This is a genomic window from Pseudarthrobacter sp. NPDC058196 (assembly GCF_042882685.1).
Taxonomy (GTDB): domain Bacteria; phylum Actinomycetota; class Actinomycetes; order Actinomycetales; family Micrococcaceae; genus Arthrobacter.
Genome location: NZ_JBHVVN010000005.1, coordinates 198,863 through 217,628, shown reverse-complemented (window position 1 = coordinate 217,628; position 18,766 = coordinate 198,863). Strand labels below are relative to the sequence as shown.

Annotated in this window: 18 protein-coding genes; 7 read left to right on the top strand and 11 right to left on the bottom strand. The window is 67.9% G+C overall.

What is annotated here, in order from left to right; all coding sequences use genetic code 11:
* Positions 1–38: 38 nt before the first annotated feature.
* A complete protein-coding gene (locus ACFVVC_RS09170) occupies positions 39–446 on the top strand; it encodes a hypothetical protein (protein WP_387451646.1) in 408 nt (135 codons plus the stop codon).
* 89 nt (positions 447–535) lie between these two features.
* On the top strand, positions 536–1,459 hold the full coding sequence (gene trmB / locus ACFVVC_RS09165; protein WP_387451643.1) for a tRNA (guanosine(46)-N7)-methyltransferase TrmB: 924 nt from the start codon (positions 536–538) through the stop codon (positions 1,457–1,459).
* Between the two features lie 34 nt (positions 1,460–1,493).
* On the opposite strand, the gene ACFVVC_RS09160 is transcribed toward trmB, so the two are convergent.
* Together ACFVVC_RS09160 and ACFVVC_RS09155 are read right to left on the bottom strand one after the other, a co-directional pair.
* A complete protein-coding gene (locus ACFVVC_RS09160; RefSeq protein WP_387451640.1) occupies positions 1,494–1,940 on the bottom strand; it encodes a hypothetical protein in 447 nt (148 codons plus the stop codon).
* 4 nt (positions 1,941–1,944) lie between these two features.
* The gene (locus tag ACFVVC_RS09155; RefSeq protein ID WP_387451638.1) at positions 1,945–3,525 is read right to left on the bottom strand and encodes a hypothetical protein; all 1,581 of its coding nucleotides are present in this window, start codon (positions 3,523–3,525) and stop codon (positions 1,945–1,947) included.
* A 243-nt stretch (positions 3,526–3,768) separates the two neighbouring features.
* Here ACFVVC_RS09155 and ACFVVC_RS09150 point away from each other — a divergent pair, with 243 nt between their 5' ends.
* Together ACFVVC_RS09150 and ACFVVC_RS09145 are read left to right on the top strand one after the other, a co-directional pair.
* Positions 3,769–4,605, top strand: a complete 837-nt coding sequence (locus ACFVVC_RS09150) for a DUF1206 domain-containing protein (protein ID WP_387451636.1) — start codon at positions 3,769–3,771, stop codon at positions 4,603–4,605.
* Positions 4,606–4,634: 29 nt separating this feature from the next.
* The gene (locus ACFVVC_RS09145) at positions 4,635–5,141 is read left to right on the top strand and encodes an SRPBCC family protein (RefSeq protein ID WP_387451633.1); all 507 of its coding nucleotides are present in this window, start codon (positions 4,635–4,637) and stop codon (positions 5,139–5,141) included.
* Here the strand turns inward: ACFVVC_RS09145 and ACFVVC_RS09140 are convergent.
* Positions 5,128–5,784 carry an anti-sigma factor family protein gene (locus ACFVVC_RS09140; RefSeq protein WP_387451630.1) on the bottom strand — a complete coding sequence of 219 codons (657 nt, stop codon included), beginning with the start codon at positions 5,782–5,784 and terminating at the stop codon, positions 5,128–5,130. The two genes, ACFVVC_RS09145 and ACFVVC_RS09140, sit on opposite strands and share 14 nt — an antisense overlap.
* Positions 5,781–6,281, bottom strand: coding sequence for a sigma-70 family RNA polymerase sigma factor (locus tag ACFVVC_RS09135; RefSeq protein WP_387451627.1), 501 nt, complete (start codon positions 6,279–6,281; stop codon positions 5,781–5,783). Before ACFVVC_RS09135 ends, ACFVVC_RS09140 begins: the two co-directional genes overlap by 4 nt.
* 192 nt (positions 6,282–6,473) lie before the next feature.
* Here ACFVVC_RS09135 and ACFVVC_RS09130 point away from each other — a divergent pair, with 192 nt between their 5' ends.
* Complete coding sequence (locus tag ACFVVC_RS09130) at positions 6,474–7,022, top strand: hypothetical protein (RefSeq protein WP_387451624.1); 549 nt, start codon at positions 6,474–6,476, stop codon at positions 7,020–7,022.
* Positions 7,023–7,045: 23 nt separating this feature from the next.
* Here ACFVVC_RS09130 and ACFVVC_RS09125 read toward each other — a convergent pair whose 3' ends face one another.
* From ACFVVC_RS09125 to ACFVVC_RS09110, 4 genes are all read right to left on the bottom strand, one after another.
* The gene (locus tag ACFVVC_RS09125) at positions 7,046–7,777 is read right to left on the bottom strand and encodes a hypothetical protein (protein ID WP_387451622.1); all 732 of its coding nucleotides are present in this window, start codon (positions 7,775–7,777) and stop codon (positions 7,046–7,048) included.
* Positions 7,770–8,348 (bottom strand): RNA polymerase sigma factor, encoded by a 579-nt coding sequence (locus ACFVVC_RS09120; RefSeq protein WP_387451619.1) that lies wholly within the window; start codon positions 8,346–8,348, stop codon positions 7,770–7,772. The genes ACFVVC_RS09125 and ACFVVC_RS09120 overlap by 8 nt, the downstream gene beginning before the upstream one ends.
* Before the next feature lie 168 nt (positions 8,349–8,516).
* The gene (locus tag ACFVVC_RS09115; RefSeq protein WP_387451616.1) at positions 8,517–9,227 is read right to left on the bottom strand and encodes a protein tyrosine phosphatase; all 711 of its coding nucleotides are present in this window, start codon (positions 9,225–9,227) and stop codon (positions 8,517–8,519) included.
* A gap of 221 nt (positions 9,228–9,448) precedes the next feature.
* Positions 9,449–10,294, bottom strand: coding sequence for a hypothetical protein (locus ACFVVC_RS09110; protein ID WP_387451613.1), 846 nt, complete (start codon positions 10,292–10,294; stop codon positions 9,449–9,451).
* A 219-nt stretch (positions 10,295–10,513) separates the two neighbouring features.
* On the opposite strand from ACFVVC_RS09110, the gene ACFVVC_RS09105 reads away from it, so the two are divergent.
* The gene (locus tag ACFVVC_RS09105; RefSeq protein ID WP_387451919.1) at positions 10,514–13,981 is read left to right on the top strand and encodes an SNF2-related protein; all 3,468 of its coding nucleotides are present in this window, start codon (positions 10,514–10,516) and stop codon (positions 13,979–13,981) included.
* 54 nt (positions 13,982–14,035) lie between these two features.
* A complete protein-coding gene (locus ACFVVC_RS09100; protein WP_387451916.1) occupies positions 14,036–15,106 on the top strand; it encodes a glycoside hydrolase in 1,071 nt (356 codons plus the stop codon).
* A 156-nt stretch (positions 15,107–15,262) separates the two neighbouring features.
* Here the strand turns inward: ACFVVC_RS09100 and ACFVVC_RS09095 are convergent, their stop codons facing one another.
* The 3 genes from ACFVVC_RS09095 to ACFVVC_RS09085 all read right to left on the bottom strand — a co-directional run bounded on the left by ACFVVC_RS09095 (position 15,263) and on the right by ACFVVC_RS09085 (position 18,761).
* Positions 15,263–16,555: an ammonium transporter gene (locus ACFVVC_RS09095; protein WP_387451610.1), complete on the bottom strand. Its 1,293-nt coding sequence runs from the start codon at positions 16,553–16,555 to the stop codon at positions 15,263–15,265.
* 250 nt (positions 16,556–16,805) lie between these two features.
* Positions 16,806–17,429 carry a helix-turn-helix domain-containing protein gene (locus tag ACFVVC_RS09090; protein WP_387451607.1) on the bottom strand — a complete coding sequence of 208 codons (624 nt, stop codon included), beginning with the start codon at positions 17,427–17,429 and terminating at the stop codon, positions 16,806–16,808.
* 57 nt (positions 17,430–17,486) lie between these two features.
* Positions 17,487–18,761, bottom strand: coding sequence for an allantoate amidohydrolase (locus tag ACFVVC_RS09085; protein WP_387451604.1), 1,275 nt, complete (start codon positions 18,759–18,761; stop codon positions 17,487–17,489).
* Positions 18,762–18,766 lie beyond the last annotated feature (5 nt).

The following is an 18,766-nucleotide window of genomic DNA, read 5'->3' as shown; positions in this document are numbered from 1 at the left end:
TCCCTCAGAGCCCACCGACACAACAATCCCGAAAGTAGATGATCATCCTGAATTCACAAGAAACCGCTCCTGTTGCCGGGCAGCACACCTCAGTCCAAGCACCACCACAGAACCCGCCCGGCCATGGGAAAGCAATTGCCAGCCTGGTCCTCGCGATCCTCGCACCCCTGAGCCTGGCAGTCACCCGCTCCCTGGCCGCTGTCGCCTTGCTGCTGACATTTCCTTACAACGGTCCCTCAAAATTTCCCTGGGTCGCGCCCTTGGTTCTTTGGAGCCTGCCGATGGTCTTTGGAGCCATCTCCACAGGTTTGGCCATCTCGGTCATCCGCAGCCCTACGCAGCAAGGTTTCTCAAAGGGCATGTCAACAGCATCGCTTTGCGTGTCAGGCGTCGTGTTCGTCATCGGGATTATCGTCTCGGTGAGCCTCATGAACGTGATGTACTGACGTGCCTTTCGCGCCGGAAACTTCTGATGGATTCATCGTCCGTCCAATGCGCCCTCTTGGGTTCTCTTTGCGGCGCTATTCTGGAAGGGATGAGCGAATCCCCTGAAAACCCCCAGCAGCCGCATGTCCCCAGGCCCGTCACGCCCGGAACCCAAGCCTCCTTCGGTACCTACGGTGGCCGGCCGGTCAGTTTCGTGCGCCGCGGCACCCGGTTGCAGGGCCGGCGCCAGGCCGCGTGGGCCGAGCATGCGGAGCGGTGGGCCGTGGACGTTCCCCGGCACGTGGCCAACACCTCGGTCCACCCCGACTACACCTTCGACGCTGCAGCCGAATTTGGCCGCGAGGCCCCGCTGGTCGTCGAGATCGGGTCCGGCCTGGGCGATGCCATCTGCCACGCGGCAGAACAGAATCCGGACACGGACTTCCTGGCCGTGGAGGTCTACACGCCCGGGCTGGCCAACACCATCATCAAGATCAACAGCCGGGGCCTGACCAACGTCCGCGTGGTCGAGGCCAACGCCCCGGAGGTACTGGCAACCATGCTTCCCGCCGGTTCCGTCAGCGAACTGTGGGTCTTCTTCCCGGATCCGTGGCACAAGTCGCGGCACCACAAGCGCCGCCTCATCCAGCCCGAGTTCGCGGGACTGGCGGCAAAGGCGTTGAAACCCGGCGGCCTGTTCCGGATCGCCACCGACTGGTCCAACTACGCCATCCACGTCCGGGACGTCATGGCCGGTTCAGCGGACTTCGAAAACCTGCACACCGGCGAGCGCCGCGGCCCCGAAAGCCCGCTGACCCAAGTGTGGCAGTCGGGCGTCGAATCGCTGGTGGGCGGTGCACCGGTCCGGGAGGGACGGGCACCCGTAAGCACCGGGCATACCGGGCCCAACGAAGGCGTGGACGAAACCGGCGGCTGGGCGCCACGGTTCGAAGGCAGGATCCGGACCAGCTTCGAGGCGAAGGCCCACGAGGCCGGCCGGCTGATCTTCGATCTCTGCTACCGCCGCCGCTGATCCACTGACACGCGGGGCCGCGGCGGGGTGGGCGCTAGCCCACGTTGATGGCGGCCACGATCTCCTTGAGCATGTCCAGCCGGGGCTCCGCCTCAGCGTTCAGGTACGGCCAGATAACCACCACGCCGATGAACCGGCTGCTCTCCCACACGCCTACCGTGGCTGCCACCTTTGCCGCTCCGTCGGCGGCGTCATATCCCACTACCACGCCATACGCGGACTTGCCGGGCAGGTTCAGCTCGCCCTCGGCCAGCAGGGTACCGCCGCGCTCCTCGCGGTAGAAATCTGACATCAGGTGCGCCCAGCCGTTGGCCTGCGGCGCATCCTGCACGGAGGTGTCGTCCTTGATCACAGTGACCAGGACACCGCCCAGCAGTCCGTACTGCTCGCTGTTGGGGCCGGCTGTGGAGTCGTCCAGGACCTGGGTGTGCTCGGGAAAGTCTGCGGTGAAGCCCAGCGGGGATTCGATGTGCACTGACATGGTTTCAGAGCCTCTCGAGCTTGGTGTCGTTGGGGACTTTATAGTACGTGGAGACGTTGGTGGTGGCCTGGTTCTCGGTCTTCACTTCCACCTCGCCGAGCTTCACGTCGAACCCCGCCTCATTGGTGGCGGTGACAACGGAGTTCACCTGGACAGTGGCGGAGCCGGCCTCGTACAGCCTGGCGGCGTCGCGGGCAGCGCCGGCCTCATTGCCGAGGGCAACGTTGCGCAGGTAGCTGTCGATGACGGGCCGGTTTTCCGGGGAGTAATCCACGTTGATCTTGACCGTGCCCTGGGTGCCCGCGGTCACGGTCGAGTCGAACTTGGCGGCCTTCGCGTCCACGCCTTCCGTGACGCCCTGGGCCACGGTCCCGTCCATGGAAACGGACACCGAATCGATGTTGTTGCTCTTGTCCATGTTGACCTGCAGGCCCCCCTTGCCGGAGGCCTCGAAGACACGGCCGTCCAGGTTGAGCTTGCCCTGTGCCGAGACCTCGCCGCTGGCCGTTGACGTGCCGTCCGTCAGGTTGCGCTCGTATGCGAGGTCGAGCTTCGCCGAGCCGGACGCCGGGCCGGACTCGCCCGAGGCCTCCAGCGAGAAAGTTCCCTTGGCCTTGTCCGTCTGTCCGGTGGAGCCGTTGTCGTGGGCGGCATTGTTGATGGTGTCCAGGATGTAGCCGGGCGGGTTCCCGGCCACGTCCTTGATGTCGCCGATGCTGTCCGGCGGCAGGTCCTTGTACATTTGCTCACGGGCCGCCATCGCTTCCTCCACGCTTGCGAACGTGTACTCACGGGAGACTTCACCGGTCAGGGTGGCGCCCGCCGTGCCGGAGGTGTCGTTCACCCCCAGGCCCATGTTTCCGTACACCTTCATGGTGGCGGACCCGTCGGCGTTCTCCACCACTTCCGTGCCCACTTCGGCGCCACCGTGGACCCACGCCACCCTGGCCTCGATGGAGGCCTTGCCCGTCTCCGAGTAGATCGGGATATCCGCCTTGGCAAGCTCCTGGAGGTGCTGCTTGGCCAATTGCTGGGCGGCGGCCGGGATGCCGCCGTCCATGCGCATCAGGTCCTCGGCGAACGGCCCGTCGCTGCCTTCGCCTTCTATCAGGTATTTGCGGTCTGCCGCTGAAAGGCTGTCCCACCACTTTGCCTGCTCTTCCGGGCTGGCGTGGACCATGCGCTCCAGCCCGGCTTCGAGTTCCTGGCGGTGTTCCGCTGCCGCCCTGGCCGCCTCGGCCTTCTCCTTGAGCCATTCCCGGGCTTGCGCGGCCAGCGAGGTCAGCCGGTCCCAGGTGCTGGTCCCGGAGCCGCCGGCACCTGCCGTGGAGGCCTTTTCCTGCTCGTCGGCCTGCCGCAGCAGGATCTTTGAGTTCTCCCTCAGGCTGGCCACCACCTTGTCCAGGCTGGGCCGGTGGCTTCCGCTCCACTCCTGGCGGAAGCTTTCACCGTCCCGTCCCTTCCACGGAGCGGACTGGATCTGGCTGTGCAGGGTGCCGGCCCGGCTGCTCAAAAGGGACGCCGCCTGGTCCGCAGCCTTGGCCAGAGCCCGCAATTGGCTGACGTCAGCGCCGTAAAAAGTCATGGTTCCCCCGGAAGTGTGCGGTGCCTGTGAATCGCTGGTCCTTATGGTTGCACAGGTGGCCGGGCCCGGCGATGGGGATCCCTCCCCATCCTCCGGCGACGGGACCTGGGTGGGACGCGCGGCGGCTGGCCTGCCCGGGCCGGCAGCTGCGGGGCTCAACTGTTCCGGACCGGCCCGCCGTGGCACGATTGCCCTTGTAAGAAGGGCACGCACACCAGCGCACTTCCGCGCTTGTCCAAAGGAATGACGATCAAAAAAGAATTGCAGCAGGCCGTTGACAAGGCCGAAGACGTCACGAATTCGCGTGTCCTGGAGATTCTTGCCCGGCTGGGTTTTGCGGTCAGCGGCATCCTGCACCTGCTGGTGGGGGCGATTGCCATCCGGCTCGCCGTGGGCGGTACCGGGAGTGCCGATTTCAGCGGTGCCGTGGCCGAGTTGGCCACCATGCCTGTTGGCCCCTTCCTGCTGTGGGGCAGCTTCGCCGCCTGCGCCGCCTTGTCGTTGTGGCAGACAAGCGATGCGATCTTCGATTTCAACCACCAGCCCACCAAGACAAAAGCGAAGAACAAGGCCAAGGCCGTCCTGCAGGCAATCGTCTACGCCGTGCTGGCCTTGACGCTGTGGCACTTCGTCACCGGCACGGGCTCCGGCGGCGACAACCGCAAGGCCACCAGCGATTTCACCGTTTCCATGATGGTGGCGCCGGGCGGTGTGGCGTTGCTGGTGGTGATCGGCGTGGCGGTGGCTGTCACGGGCGTGGTGTACGGCATCAGGGGACCCAAGAAGTCCTTCCAGAAACAGTTGCGGATGCCCGCTCCCGGCCCGGCCAGGACGGCGGTCACCGCGTTGGGTGTGGCGGGCTACCTCGCGAAGGGAACGGTGCTGCTGCTCGCCGGCTTGCTGATCGTCGTGGCCACCGTGAAACAGCACCCGGAGGATTCCACGGGCCTGGATGGCGGCCTGCGCGCCCTCCGCGACCAGCCCTTGGGCCCCTACCTCCTCGCCGCGGTGGGTGCGGGCTTGATTTGCTACGGCGCGTACATGGTGATGCGCGCCCGGTTGGCCAAAATGAGCAAGTAAACGGCGGTGCGGGTGGCTAGGGTTGAGGTATGCCCCAGGTACGCGCCGAACGCTTCATCCGCATCGATCCGGATACTGCCTTTGCCTTCTCCCAAACCACCGGGGCCTTCCGGCTGAAATGGGATCCCTTCATTTCCGCGCAGGGATTCCTTGACGGCGCCCGGGCTGCGGGGAAGGGCGTCCGGACCCGGACCAGGTCGCGGCTGGGCCTGTCCATGGTCAGCCAGTACGTCTCCTTCGCGCCGCCGCGCAGCGTCGGGATGACCATGGTGTCCGGTCCGTGGTTCTTCGCTAATTTCGGCGGCGGCTGGCGCTTTACTGCGGACGACGGCGGCACAAGGGCGGTCTGGAAGTACACCTTTTCCTGCCGGCCCGCTGTACTCCGGGCAGCAATGGAGCGGATCGGCAGCCGGCTGCTGGGGTATGAGATCGAACGGCGGATCGAGGCCTTCGCCCGCGCCTGCGAAGACGAGGCGCTGGTGGCAGAGTTCCGGGCGATGGACACCACCAGGCCGGGTGGGCCTACGGAACCGTAATCACCGCCACCGCGTGCTGGGCGCCGTCGCGCAGTTCCACGCTGGAGATGCTGGCCAGCTGGATGGGGGTTGCCCCGGTGACCTTGACCTTCCCCGTCGGGGTGGCCGACCAGGCGCAGGCACGGTCCTCTCCACCGGCGCGGTCACGGACCCACAGCGAGAGTGTCCCGTCCGGGGGCAGGCTGCTGCCGCTCACCGCGAGCTCGGTTCCCCAGGCTTTGCGCGCCATGTCGATGTGGACCTGCAGCCCGTCCCCGGAGGCCACGGAATAGGTGGCATCCGGCTGCGGCGGCCTGACCAGCAAAGGCCCCGCCGCCAGGCCTGCTGCCAGGCACGCGGCCGCAACGGCGCCCGCCAAAGCCACCCACCGGCGTCGTAAAGTCCGACGCCGGCGGGACAGTTCCTCGAAAAGGCGGACGGCGACGTTGCTTCCGGCATCCTCGCTGCCACCGGGTGCTGCGGTGAGCGCCAGGGCGTCAGGGACGGGAAGGGCGTCCAGGAGCACGGGCACCTTTTCCAGCGCGGCCAGCTCCTTGCGGCAGGCCGCGCAGTCCTGGAGGTGGCTTTCGAAGAGGGCGAGGTCCTGGGGATCGAGGCCGCCCAGGACATAGGCGCCGAGCAGGTGGTGTGGATTGGTGCTCACCGTTCCACCCCCATTTCGTCCAGGATGGTGCGCAAGGCCCGGAGCCCGTAGTATGCGCGGGACTTGACCGTGCCGCTGGGGATGTTGAGCTGGGCTGCTGCTTCGTTGACCGTGAAACGGCGGTAGTGCAGGGCCACCAGGACCTCGCGGTGTTCCTTGCTCAGCCTCAACAGCGCTTCCTCCATCAATACCCGATTAAGCATTTCGTCGACACGCCCCACCACCTCGACGGGATCTGCGAGGCCGCTTCCGAGGGCCTCGGCCGGCCGGCGTTGGCTCCGGCGATAGTTGTCGATCATGACGTTCCTGGCCGTGCGGTACAAGTAGCTGCGGAAACTGCCGTTGATGTCCGGGGCATGCTGCCAGACGCGAAGCACGGTTTCCTGGACCACGTCCTCCGCCAGCTGGGGATCCCGGGTTGCGCTGAGCACAAAGCGGCGCAGGGCGCTGCCGTGCTCGCGGTAGATCGCCTCCACCACGCCGTCATCGAGCGGCATCCCACCCTCCCGTCACCTGGCCTGTCGCCGAAACACTCCGCTTCCGGCTGTTACGACGCCCGCGGGGCGGAAACGGTTCAATCGGGCGCAGGCTTGTGAACCATTCTTCACCCGGAGGCGTCATAGGGGTTAGCGTCCGGTGATCCGACGCCGGGCCCTGCCAAGGAAAGAATCCAGCCAAGGGAGCACACCATGAAGCACCATCTCGGACCGGGCCTCGCCATCCTGGCCCTCACCGCAGCCCTCGCCGGCTGCGGCAGCAGCTCCGGCACCGCGCCGGCTGCCACCAGCCCGGCAGCAGGCACCGCGACTTCCCCATCCCCCGCCTCATCGGCTTCGTCCGCGGCGTCATCTGCGCAGGCCGGTACCGCCGTCGAGCTTAAGACGGCCTCCTCCTCAGCCGCGGGAAGCATTGTGGTGGACGGAAAGGGAATGAGCCTTTATCTCTTCACCAAGGACACCAAGGATTCCGGCACCAGCGCGTGCACCGGCTCTTGCGCCGTCCAGTGGCCCCCGCTGACCACCACGTCCGGGACGCCCACCGCGGAAGGAGTCACCGGCAAGCTGGGGACCATCACCGGCGCCGACGGCAAGAAGCAGGTGACACTGAACGGCATGCCCCTGTACTACTTCGCCAAGGACACCAAACCCGGTGACACCCTCGGCCAGGGCATCGGCGGCGTGTGGTTCCTGTCCGATCCGTCAGGGGCCATGGCCAAGGCGGCGGGGCAGGCCTACTGACCCGCCCTCGAATGCGGTCCGGGCTACTTCAGGGGAACGTCCGTGGTTTTGCCGGGGAGCGGGACCCCGGTGGGGACGGGGACAGGCAGTTTCGGTGCCTGCTCCAGGCCCTTCCTGACATCACCGGGGACATCCGCGGGCAGTGACGGCTCCGCCGGCACCCCGGCCGGCTTGGGGGCCGGGGACGCGGAGGATCCGTGGGTGGGGGTGCTGCCCGGCCGCACGGCAGCGGGCGACGACGCCCCGCCGGCGGGTGCCGGGGCGGTTGCGGGTGCCGCTGGAACGGCCTCCGGGCTGCTGGCCGCGGACCGGGTCGCCGCGGGACCAGGCACCGGCACTTCGCCGCCCTTGCTGCCCGCGGGCGCGGCGGCGGAACCGGTGACGAAGGATGTGACTGCCTGGTTCAGCTGGCTGAACGAATCACGGAATCCCTGGTCGGAGGCAGCAGCGACAGCGCCGCCGGCCGCGAGGGAGGCGGCAACGGAGAGCGTGGTGAGCGTGATGCGGCGCTTGGCCCTGCGGCGGGCGGCCAGTTCATCCGCCGGTTTGGCCTCAGGAAGCACGGTGGTGGCTGGGGCGGCGGCGGACGCGCCGGCCATCAGGGCGGCGACGTCGGCTGAAGGCGCCGGGGCCCCGGCTGCCAGCGAACGCAGGCCGAGCAGGGAGTCACGGAGCTGGCCGTCGTCGCCGAGGCCTGCCTCCAGCAGGAGCTGGTCAACCACCCCGTCGTTGCGGGATCCTGCGGTATCACTCATGATTCGCCTGGTTTCTCTTGAGCGTTTGGGCCTTAAGGTTCTGCAGGGCGCGGCGCTGGAGTTGCTTGATGGCTCCGGCGCTCTTGCCCATGATGGTGGCCACCTGTTCGATGGACAGGTCAGCCACGACGCGAAGGGCCAGGACCTCCTGGTGTTCTTCGCTGAGTCCTTCCAGCATGGCGGCGGCTCCGCCGGTCAGTTCAACGGCGTGGTCCTCCGCGGATGGGGTTGTCCGGCCGTCATGCTGGGGGTCGTAGGGTGTCAGCTGGGGGCGGCGCTCCAGCCGGCGGTAGTGGTCCACCATGCGGGCGTGGGCGATGGAAAAGATCAGCGACTTGGCGCCCTGCAGCCCGCCGGTGAGGTTGCCGATCCTGGGATAGAACGCCATGAAAACGTCCTGGGTGACGGCTTCGGGGTCATCAAGTCCGCGTGCTTTGAGGTAGCCCTGCACGGGCCCTGCGAAGGTTCTGTAGGCAGCAGCGAACAACGCGGCCGGATCGGTTCCGGCTGCGTTGTCGAATATGGCGAACTCTTCTTGGGCCAAAGTGTCTAGCACCAGCGGCTCCTCCATCCCGGGATCCGGCGCGCGCCTTTTCCCGGTTTCCGGTACGGACTGCCAGTCCCTGTGGTCTTCCGGCTGCCTTCTTGCGGGTCGTTCAGGGGTACTGTCCCAGGCATGCGCACCCCGCCCGGCGGCCCGGACTGCGGCCGCAGCCGCAGTCCAGACTAGCCAACAGCCTTAGCGGACCGAAACTGACGGAGCGTGGGCGGTGTTGCCACCCGCTGCCGGAACGGCCGGGACGGCCGGGACGGCGGGAACGGTGGTGTTGCCCTCGGCGCCCGGAACGGCCGGGACAGCGGGAACGGCGGGCACGGACGGAACCTCGGGCTTTTCGGCCTCAACCGAGGCGGAACCCTTGGCTTCGGCGGCGGCCTTGGCGGCCACGTCGGCCTTGGCCACGACGTCGGCGCAGTAGCTCTTGATGTTCGCGTCACCCTTGGCGGCGATGGACAGCGACGAGAACGCCTGCGAGGAAGCGTTCAGTCCGCCATGGGCGAAGGCGGTGCAGAGGCCCAGGGCCGCCGGACCGGCAGCGTCAACAGCGGTCTTGGCGTCGGCGGAGGCGGTGGCCTTGGCGGAAACCTTCTCGTCACCGGCCGCAGCGGTGCCGGTTGCCTTGGCGCTGGCATCCGAGGAAGCGTCAGCGGTCTTCAGGGCGTCGGAAACGGCGGCGGTGGCGGAGGGTGCCGGGGTGGCCTGGCCGTTGGCTGCGGCGTCGGCGCCGAGCTTGGGGGCCGGTGCACCGAAGACTTCGTGGGCCGTCTGCTGGGCCTGGGCGGGCAGGACGCCCGAGATGGCGGCGGCGCCGGTTCCGCCAACGGCCAGGGTTCCTGCAGCCAGGACTCCGGCGGCGACTTTGCTGGTGGCGAGCACGGTGAACACAGACATTTAACTTCTCCAAACCTAGACAACACGTCGGATTGGGCCCGGCGGGCGGACCCATCACTGACTACATCGCCGGAGACGCCGCAGAGGTTACGGGTGTCTGGTTTTTTATTTTTCCGGTCCCCGCGGGGAAGGCGCGGGGCAGCTGATCCACTGCTGACCCGCGCCTTTTGCATGTCCCTAAAGACCCGTGGCCGCGCCGGTACCGGAGCGGCCCCGCGCTGCTAGGCCTCCACCAGGTCTGCGTCCTCGAATTCCACGGCGGCCACGATTTCCTGGGTCTCGGGGTTGATCATGAACGCCTCGTCCTCCTCTTCCACCATGAGGAAGTCGCCGTTGTCGGTGCTGAAGTGCCACGCCAGCGTCTTCTCGCCGTCGTGAATGTAGTTGGGGTCGCCCATGGTGATCTTCGTGAGCTCGCAGCCGGCGATCTCGCACAGTTCCCGGATGATCACTTCGAAGTCCGGGGCGTCCTCGAGGGCTTCGGCGGCGGCCTGGGCGCGGCGTTCGGGAAGGTCCGGGATGTGCGCAACCAGGCCCTGGATGTACGGGCCCACCTCCTCGTCGTCGAGCACCACGAGGTCCGCCTGGCGGCGCAGCCAGCCGGCGTTGAGCGCCGTGATGTTCTCTTGCTCCAGCAGTTCCTCGAACTCGCCGTCCAGCTCCTCCATCCGGAGGACGCCGTCGGGAACGTCGCCGCTGTCATCGACGCTGCCATCCAGGTAAAGCTCGGTGTCCTCCTCGGACAGCGCGTCGTAGCATTCGACGGCGCGGTTGAAGAGTTCCAGGTGCGCGGTGGCGCCCATGCCCGCCATGCCCTCGCGGATGAGCGTGTCCGTCGCGGCACGGTCGACCGCCAGGAAGGCGTACTGCGCGAAGCCGCCTTCCAGCGCCTGCGTCAGGTAGAAATCGACGTAGTAGCTGCGGACGGACACCGGCGACATTTCCTCGGTGTGGAGCAGGGCCGTATGCATGGCGTCGACGACGGTCACGTTGGCCTGGACCGCCTCCTCATCGCTCGCTTCGATGCTGCTGCTGGTCAGGACGACGGGCTGGGGCGTGGTGATCATGGAAATCCTCGCTGCTGGGATGGTGGTGCTCCGGACGCTTTTCACGCTACGGGGGCCAGTTCACGGCAGCATTGAGGAGGAAGTGAACGTCAAGCGAAGTTTTCGAGGCGGCCCGGAAGGACGGCGGGACATGGGCCTGCTGCCGGGAGAACTAAGATGGATCAGATAACCACCCACCGGACCCGGCTCCGCCGTGGCCTGCTGAAAGTAGTGCGCACCATGCCATCCCAACCGGACGAAAGTGCGGCACTGGCAATACAGACACCCGCCATCAACGACCGCTCCCTCGCGGCCGGGCTGGCGTATGCCATGGCCAGCAGGGTTTCGGGCATGTCGTTCGACGCCGGCACCGGGCTCATGCTGGGCAAGGTCCGGGGCGGGGCGGAAGTTCCGTACTCCACCACCGCCAAGCTGGTCCGCAAGGCAGGCGGCTGGAGCTGCACCGTAGGCGTGTGCAGCTGCCCCGTCCGCAAGGACTGCAAGCATGTGGCGGCCCTGCTGTTCGCGGCGGAGGACAACCCGGCCATCCGGATGCAGCTGCTGGCCCCGTCCACGGCTACGCAGGTGTCCCGCGCCCCCTCCGCAGCGCTCTCGGATTGGGAGCAGGCCCTCAGCCCGCTGATTTCCCAGCCCGGCGCCGCCCCGTCCACCAGCGGTGTTCCCCTGGCGTTGCAGTTCGAGGTTGAAGAGCCGCCGCCGCATTTCTCCTACACCGGCCGCCGCGACCCGGTGCGCGGCGTGCGCCAGCTCAAGGTCCGGCCCGTCATCATGGGGGCCAAGGGGAAGTGGATCCGCGGGGACGTTTCCTGGAACACGCTGAGCTACCTGAACTTCCGGCGCGAATCGAACCAGGCGCACGTGGAATGGATGCAGGAGTTCCTGGCCGGGCACTCGCCGTCCGCCAGCCGGATGCACAATTCTTCCGGCCTGTGGCTTGGCCTGAACTCCTACGCCGGGAAGAACCTGTGGGGCCTGCTCTCCGATGCCCGCAAGATCGGGCTGGCCCTGGTCCACTCGCGCGGCACCGAGCCGGTCCGGGTCGCGGAGGCCCCCGCCGCCGTCGGGCTTTCCCTGAGCCGGTTCGGGGCGCCGGCGGATCCCGACGGGTCCGGGAAACCGGTGTCCGACGACGGGCTGGAGTTGTCGCCCACCATCTCCGTGGCGGGGGAAGAGGTTGATCCGGCCGCGGTGGGCACCATCGGCCGGCCCGCGCACGGCCTCTTCTTCACCTCCGGTGAGGCCGCACTGCCGGGTGTCCCGGATCCGGACGGCGCCATAACGCTGGCGCCGCTGGAGAACGGGCTGAGCGAGGAGCTCCTGGCATTCGTCACGGCAGGCAGCACCCTCCACATTCCGGCCAAGGACGAATCGCGGTTCCTCACGGGTTTCTACCCGAAACTCAAGCAGGCCGCCCGCGTCACGGCGCGGGATGAGTCCGTGGAGCTTCCCGAGCTGGCCGTCCCCACCCTGTCCCTGCTGGCCAACTACGGGGCTGACCACCGGGTGCGGCTGCACTGGGAGTGGCACTACCGCACCGGGAAACTGGTCACGGCGCAGCCGCTGTGGCGGCACCCCGGCGATCAGGGCTACCGGGACGACACCGCCGAGTCCCGCATCCTGGAAGGAATCGGCCAGCCTTGGGAGGCCGTGGCCGCGCTCGGCGAGTCCGCCACCGGCGGCTGGGGCACCCCGCGCCTGGCGGCGTCGGTGGAACTCAAGGGCCTGGATACGCTGGCGTTCACCGAAGAAGTGCTGCCCAGGCTGCGGGAAGCCCCGGACGTGGACGTGGAAACCGTGGGCGAGATCGCCGACTACCGCGAAGCGGAGGAAGCACCGGTGGTGTCCATCTCCACCAAGGCCACCGAACAGCGGGACTGGTTCGACCTCGGCATCCAGATCTCCTTGGAAGGCCAGCCCGTCTCCTTCGCGGCCGTGTTCTCGGCGCTCGCCTCCGGCCAGACCAAGATGCTGCTGCCCAGCGGCGCCTACTTCTCGCTGGACCTGCCGGAACTGCACCAGCTGCGGGCACTGATCGAGGAAGCCCGTTCGCTGCAGGACAACAAGGATGCGCCGCTGCAGATCAGCCGCTTCCAGGCAGGGCTCTGGGACGAGCTGGCGCAGCTGGGCATCGTGGACCAGCAGGCCGCCGCCTGGCGCTCGGCCGTGGGCGGGCTCCTGGAGGGCGGGGTGGACGGTTTGCCTCTGCCGGCGTCCCTGAACGCCGAGCTGCGCCCGTACCAACTGGAGGGCTACAACTGGCTCAGCTTCCTGTACAAGCACGGACTGGGAGGCGTCCTGGCCGACGACATGGGCCTGGGCAAGACCGTGCAGGCCCTGGCACTGATGTGCGCCGCCAAGGACCACGGGCTTGCGTCCGGGGATCAGCCGTCCGGAGACCGGCACGACGACGGAGCTGCCGCCGACCCTGGAACCCAACCGGCCGCCGTCGCGCCCTTCCTGGTGGTGGCGCCCACCAGCGTGGTGGGCAACTGGGCGCTCGAGGCAGCACGCTTCGCGCCCGGCCTGACCGTGCGCACGGTGGGCGAGACGTTCGGGAAGAGCGGCCAGGACGTGGCCGAGGCCCTGGGCGGGGCCGACGTCGTCATCACCTCCTACGCCTTGTTCCGCATCGACTACGAGGCCTACGCCTCCCGGACCTGGGCCGCGCTGGTCCTGGACGAGGCGCAGTTCGTCAAGAACCATCAGTCCAAGGCCTACCAGTGCGCCCGGAAGCTTCCGGCGGCGTTCAAGCTGGCCATCACCGGCACCCCGCTGGAGAACAACCTGATGGAGTTCTGGGCGCTGACGTCCATTGTGGCCCCCGGCCTGTTCTCCAGCCCCAAGCGTTTTGCCGAGTACTACCAGAAGCCGGTGGAAAAAAACGGCGACAAGGGGCAGCTGGAGAAGCTGCGCCGCCGGGTCCGGCCGCTGATGATGCGGCGCACCAAGGACCAGGTGATCAAGGACCTGCCGCCCAAGCAGGAACAGATCCTGGAAGTGGTGCTCAACCCGCGGCACCAGAAGGTGTACCAGACGCACCTGCAGCGCGAACGGCAAAAGATCCTGGGGCTGATCGAGGACGTCAACAAGAACCGCTTCACCATCTTCCAGTCGCTGACGCTGCTGCGGCAGCTGAGCCTGGACGTCTCGCTGGTGGACCCGGCGCTGTCCGCCGTGCGGTCCAGCAAGCTGGATGTGCTGTTCGAGCAGCTGGAGGACCTGGTGGCCGAGGGGCACCGGGCCCTGATCTTCAGCCAGTTCACCGGATTCCTGGGGAAGGTCCGGGAGCGGCTGGAGGAAGAGGACATCGAGTACTGCTACCTCGACGGCGGCACCAGGAACCGCGCCGACGTGGTCAGCGAATTCAAGAACGGCAGCGCCCCGGTGTTCCTGATCTCGCTCAAGGCCGGCGGGTTCGGACTCAACCTCACCGAAGCAGACTACGTCTTCCTCCTCGATCCCTGGTGGAACCCCGCCTCGGAGGCGCAGGCCGTGGACCGGACCCACCGGATCGGGCAGGCGCGGAACGTGATGGTGTACCGGCTCGTGGCCAAGGACACCATCGAAGAGAAAGTCATGGCCCTGAAGACCCGGAAGTCCCAGCTGTTCGCGGACGTGATGGAAGGCGACGCCTTGGCCGGCGGCGCCATCACGGCGGAGGACCTGGCGGGGTTGTTCAAGGAGTAGCGCCGGTTTCGACGCATATGCTGGACTCCAGCGCAAAATACAACGTTGGAGAAAATTGTGGACCAGCAGCAGGCTGCCCAGGAAACCGTTGCCCCGGCAGCACCGCCGCCCCTGCGCGCGGACGCCTTCACCCTCCCGTACCGTGATCCGGTGTGGGACGGCCCCACGGACCCCATCCTCGTCGCCGACCACCTCAACGGCGAGTGGGTCCTCTTCTACACCCAGCGGCGCGCCACAGCGCCAGGGCTGACAGGCGTCGAGTGGGTTCACGGCACCGGCATCGGCGTTGCGAGGTCGTCCGACGGCGGCGCCACCTGGCGCTACCAGGGCACCGTTGAGGGGCTCATCCCGCCCGGAACGGAACTCCCGGCAACCCTCTGGGCCCCCGACGTCGTCCGCATCGGCAACCGGTGGATCATGTACCTGACGGTCTTGGGCGGGCGGCGGACGGACTGGACAGGGAAAGCGGAAATCGTGCAGTTCGCCAGCTGTGACCTGGAGAAGTGGGAGTACCTGGGCGCCATCGGCCTGGACTCGCCGCGGGTGATCGACGCGGCCGTGGCCCGGTGTGGAGACGGCAGGTACCGGCTCTGGTACAAGGACGAGGCCCGCGGTTCCAATACCTTCAGCGCGGTCAGCGACACCCCGGACCGCCCGTCGTCGTGGGTCCTCGAAGGCGTGGCCATCCCGGGCCGCCCGCACGAAGGCCCCAAGGTCTTCCGGCTCGGCGGGAGCTACTGGATGATCGTGGACGAATGGCGCGGCCAGGCGGTGTACCGCTCGGTGGACGGCACCGGAAACTGGACCCGGCAGGAGCACTTGGGCGGGCTGATCCTCACGGCGCCGGAATCCTGGGACGGACGGGCCGTCGTCGGACGCCACGCGGACGTGGTGCCCCTCCCGGCGACGCTGCCCCGTTCGGAAAAAAGCCGCCCCGGGGACGGGGCACCCGGTGAAAGGTCCGGCGATGGCACGGACCGCGCGCTGCTGGTCTACTTCACGCATCCCTGCTGGGGCGGGGAGGACATCGGCACCATGGCGCCGGACCCGTGCACCCGCCTCAGCCACGTCCGTGCCGCGGTGCTCGAAGTGCGCGGCGGGATCCTGGCCTGCACGGAACAGTAGGCAAGGCACGACGAAGGGCCAAACCCTGGAACTATAAGCCGGCGGCTGCCGGCACCGGTCCAAGGTTTGGCCCTGACTCGTGCGCTGGGACCCGTGACGCGGAAGCGTCCACCGGGCGCCGCCCCCAGCAGGCGGGCGCCCGGCGCGTTGCGGGGGTTACACCCGCTGCGGCGAGCCCAGTTCCACCGGGTCCTCATCCGTAAGGTAGGCAAGCTCGGAGTGTGCTGCGAGGTCGATGCCGCGCAGTTCGTCCTCGGGCTTGATGCGCAGGCCGCCCATCGCCTTGTCAAGGATCTTGGCAAGGAGCCAGGTGATCCCGAAGGAGTAGACCAGGACGCTGACGGTGGCGATCGCCTGGACGCCGAGCAGGTCGAAGCCGCCGCCGTAGAACAGGCCACTGACGCCGTTCGGGGCCTTGTCGGTGGCGAAAAGGCCGATCAGCAGGGTGCCCAGGATGCCGCCGACGAGGTGGACGCCCACGACGTCAAGCGAATCGTCGAAGCCCAGGCGGAACTTCCATTCGATGGCCAGCGAGCAGACGGCCCCGGCGATGGCGCCGATGGCCAGTGCACCCAGCGGGCTGACCGCGCCACAGGCAGGGGTAATGGCCACCAGTGCGGCGATCAGGCCGGAGGCGGCGCCCATGCTGGTGGCGGCGCCGTGGCGGACCCGCTCCACGAGGGCCCAGGCAAGCAGGCCGGCGGAGGCGGCGACGGCGGTGTTGAGGAAGACCACGGCCGCGGACTGGCCGGCGGCGAGCGCGGAGCCGGCGTTGAAGCCGAACCATCCCACCCACAGCAGGCCGGCGCCCACCAGGACCAGGGGCCGGCTGTGCGGCTTCGTGTGTTCCATTTTCGGCCAGCCGGAGCTCTTGCCCAGGACCAGGGCCAGGGCCAGCGCGGCGGCGCCGGCGTTCATGTGCACCGCGGTGCCGCCGGCGAAGTCGATGGCCTTGATGCCGTTGGCGATCCAGCCGCCCACCGTGCTGCCGTCCGCGGAGTCGAACGCGAACACCCAGTGCGCGATGGGGAAGTAGACCACAGTGGCCCAGATGCCGGCGAACACCATCCAGGCGCCGAACTTCATGCGGCCGGCGGCAGCCCCGGCAACCAATGCGGTGGTCACGCAGGCGAAGAACAGCTGGAACGCTGCGAACAGGATGACCGGGATGGACGCCGAATCATCCTTGGCCAACAGCTGCCCCATGCCGGGGAATTCGGTGACGTCACCGATCAGGCCCAGGCCGCCAACGGAGTTGCCGAAGGCCATCGAGTAGCCGAACAGTGCCCAGAGGACGGCTACCAGGCTGGCGCCGCCGAAGCACATCATCATCATGTTCAGAATGCGGCGCGACCCCACCATGCCCCCGTAAAACAGGGCCAGGGCGGGGATCATCATGCACACCAGCGCCGAGCTGGCCAAAATCCAAGCGACATTTCCCGAATCCATGGGAAACCCCTTTCGTGATGCGAAGAGAGAACGGTCGTTTGCCGTCAGAGCCGCTCTGCGGAGGGACGTGGCCGGAGAAACCACGTTCAGCGGGAGGGGCGGCTGTTGCCGTCTGATTCCAACTGTATGGCGGCAATTCCCGGGTGGGTTTCCGGTGTGTTAAATGATCGTTTCGGTCATCCACAGGCGAGTTTCAGGGGTCCCGCAGCACGCAGGAAGCTACAGCAGGGGGCACCAGTAACGGGCGGCGCTACTTGGCGGAAACCGCCAGGAACTGGATGGGAAGGTCCAGGAGCTCCAGCGGGCCGTGCGGGCCTTCACCGTCCAGGAGCAACGAGTCCCCGGCCTCCATCGCATACTCGTAGGAGCCGTGGCCGTACACCATCCTGCCGGAGAGCATGTAAATGAACTCCGTGCCCGGGTGCTGGAACAGGGGAAAGACGTCGGAAGCGTCCGTGAGGGTCACCAGCGTGGGTTCGATGGCGTCGCTGCGGCCCTTCAACGTGCCCAGGACGCGGTATTCGTGGCCGTGCTGGGTGCCGCTGCGGACGGTGAGGCTGCCCTGGCCGCTCTTGGTGAAGGTGGCGTCCCGGTCGGTGTCCGCGCCCCGGAACAAAGCGGTGACGGGAACCTTCAGTCCATCGGCCAGCCGCTGCAAGGTGGTGAGGGAGCAGGAGGTGGTGGCGGTTTCCACCCGGGAGATCATGGCCTTGGACAGGCCGGTCCTGGCTGCGAGCTCGGCCGACGACAAGCCGGCCGACGTACGGTAGTGCCGGACCTGCGCCGCAATGACCTGCTCCAGCCGGCCGGCAACCTGGCTGGCAACGTCCTCTGCGGGCTGTTCGGCTGCCTGGTCCCCGGCCTCTTCGGTCATGTTTGCCATCTTAGGCGGGCGGCGGGAGGCCCGGCGTACGACGACGGTCCTGGCCGGTCACGCTGCCTCGCCCAGCAGTCCGGCAAGGGAGTCCGCCAGGGCAAGTGCGCCGGCTTCGGCGTCCCCGTCGTCGACGAGTTCGTCCGGCGAATGCGAGACGCCCGTGGGGTTGCGGACAAACAGCATGGCTGTGGGCAGGTGCGCGGCCAACACACCGGCGTCGTGGCCGGCGCCGGTGTCCAGCACCGGGGCGGCAGGCAGGAGCTGCTGCAGCCGGTCCCGGAGGCCGCCGTCGAAATGCACCGTGGGACTCAGCGACTCCGTACCCAGGCTGGCTGTGCAGCCTTCTTCCGCGGCGAGGACCTGGGCGTTCTGTCCGATCGCTTCGACCAGTGCGGCGGTGACCGAGTCCTCCGGGTGGCGGACGTCGATCCACAGGTCCACCCGGGAGGCGATGACGTTGGTGCCGCCGGGGACGGGCTGCAGCCGGCCTACGGTGGCCCGGGCGTCACGGTATTTGCGGGCGGCATCCCGGATGGAGACCATGACTTTGGCGGCGGCGACCATGGGGTCCTTGCGGTCCTTCATGAGCGTGGTGCCGGCATGGTTCCCCTCCCCCGTGATGCTCAGCTTCCAGCGGCCGTGCCCCAGGATGGAGGATCCGATGGCCACGGGCTGGTGGAGGTCGATCAGCCCCCTGCCCTGCTCCACGTGGAGCTCGACGAACATTCCGAGCCGCTGAAGGGCCGAGTGGTCCGCTCCGATGAACCGCGGGTCCTGGCCGTTCGCGGCGGCCACCTCGGCATAGGTGTTGCCGGCCGGGTCCTTGAGGTTGCGGGCTTTGGTGGCGTCCAATTGGCCGGTAAGGAGCCGTGAGCCGAGGCAGGCAACGCCGAACCGCGAGCCCTCCTCTTCCGGGAAGACCGCGAGGGCCAGGGGACGCCGGGGCTGGAAGTTGCGGGCCTTGAGGAGGTCGACGGCGACCAGCGCCGAGGCGACCCCCAGCGGTCCGTCGTACGCACCGCCGCCGGGAACGGAATCGAGGTGGCTGCCGGTGGCGACGGCGTCCTCCCGCACCCCTGAAGCCGTGTCCCACCAGGCCCAGATGATCCCGTTGGAGTCCGTCTGGACGTCGAGGCCGCGCCGGCGGGCTTGTTCGATGAACCAGGCCCGGAGGTCGGTCTCGGCGGTGGAGAACACCGGGCGCGAGTAGCCGCCGCGGGTGTTGTCCCGGCCCACCCCCGAAATGTCCTTGAGGAGGCCGGCCACGGTGGGGGCGCTGGTGGTTTCAGCGGGGACCGCCGGCGCGGTTGTTGGCTGGAAAAGGCTCACGGTGT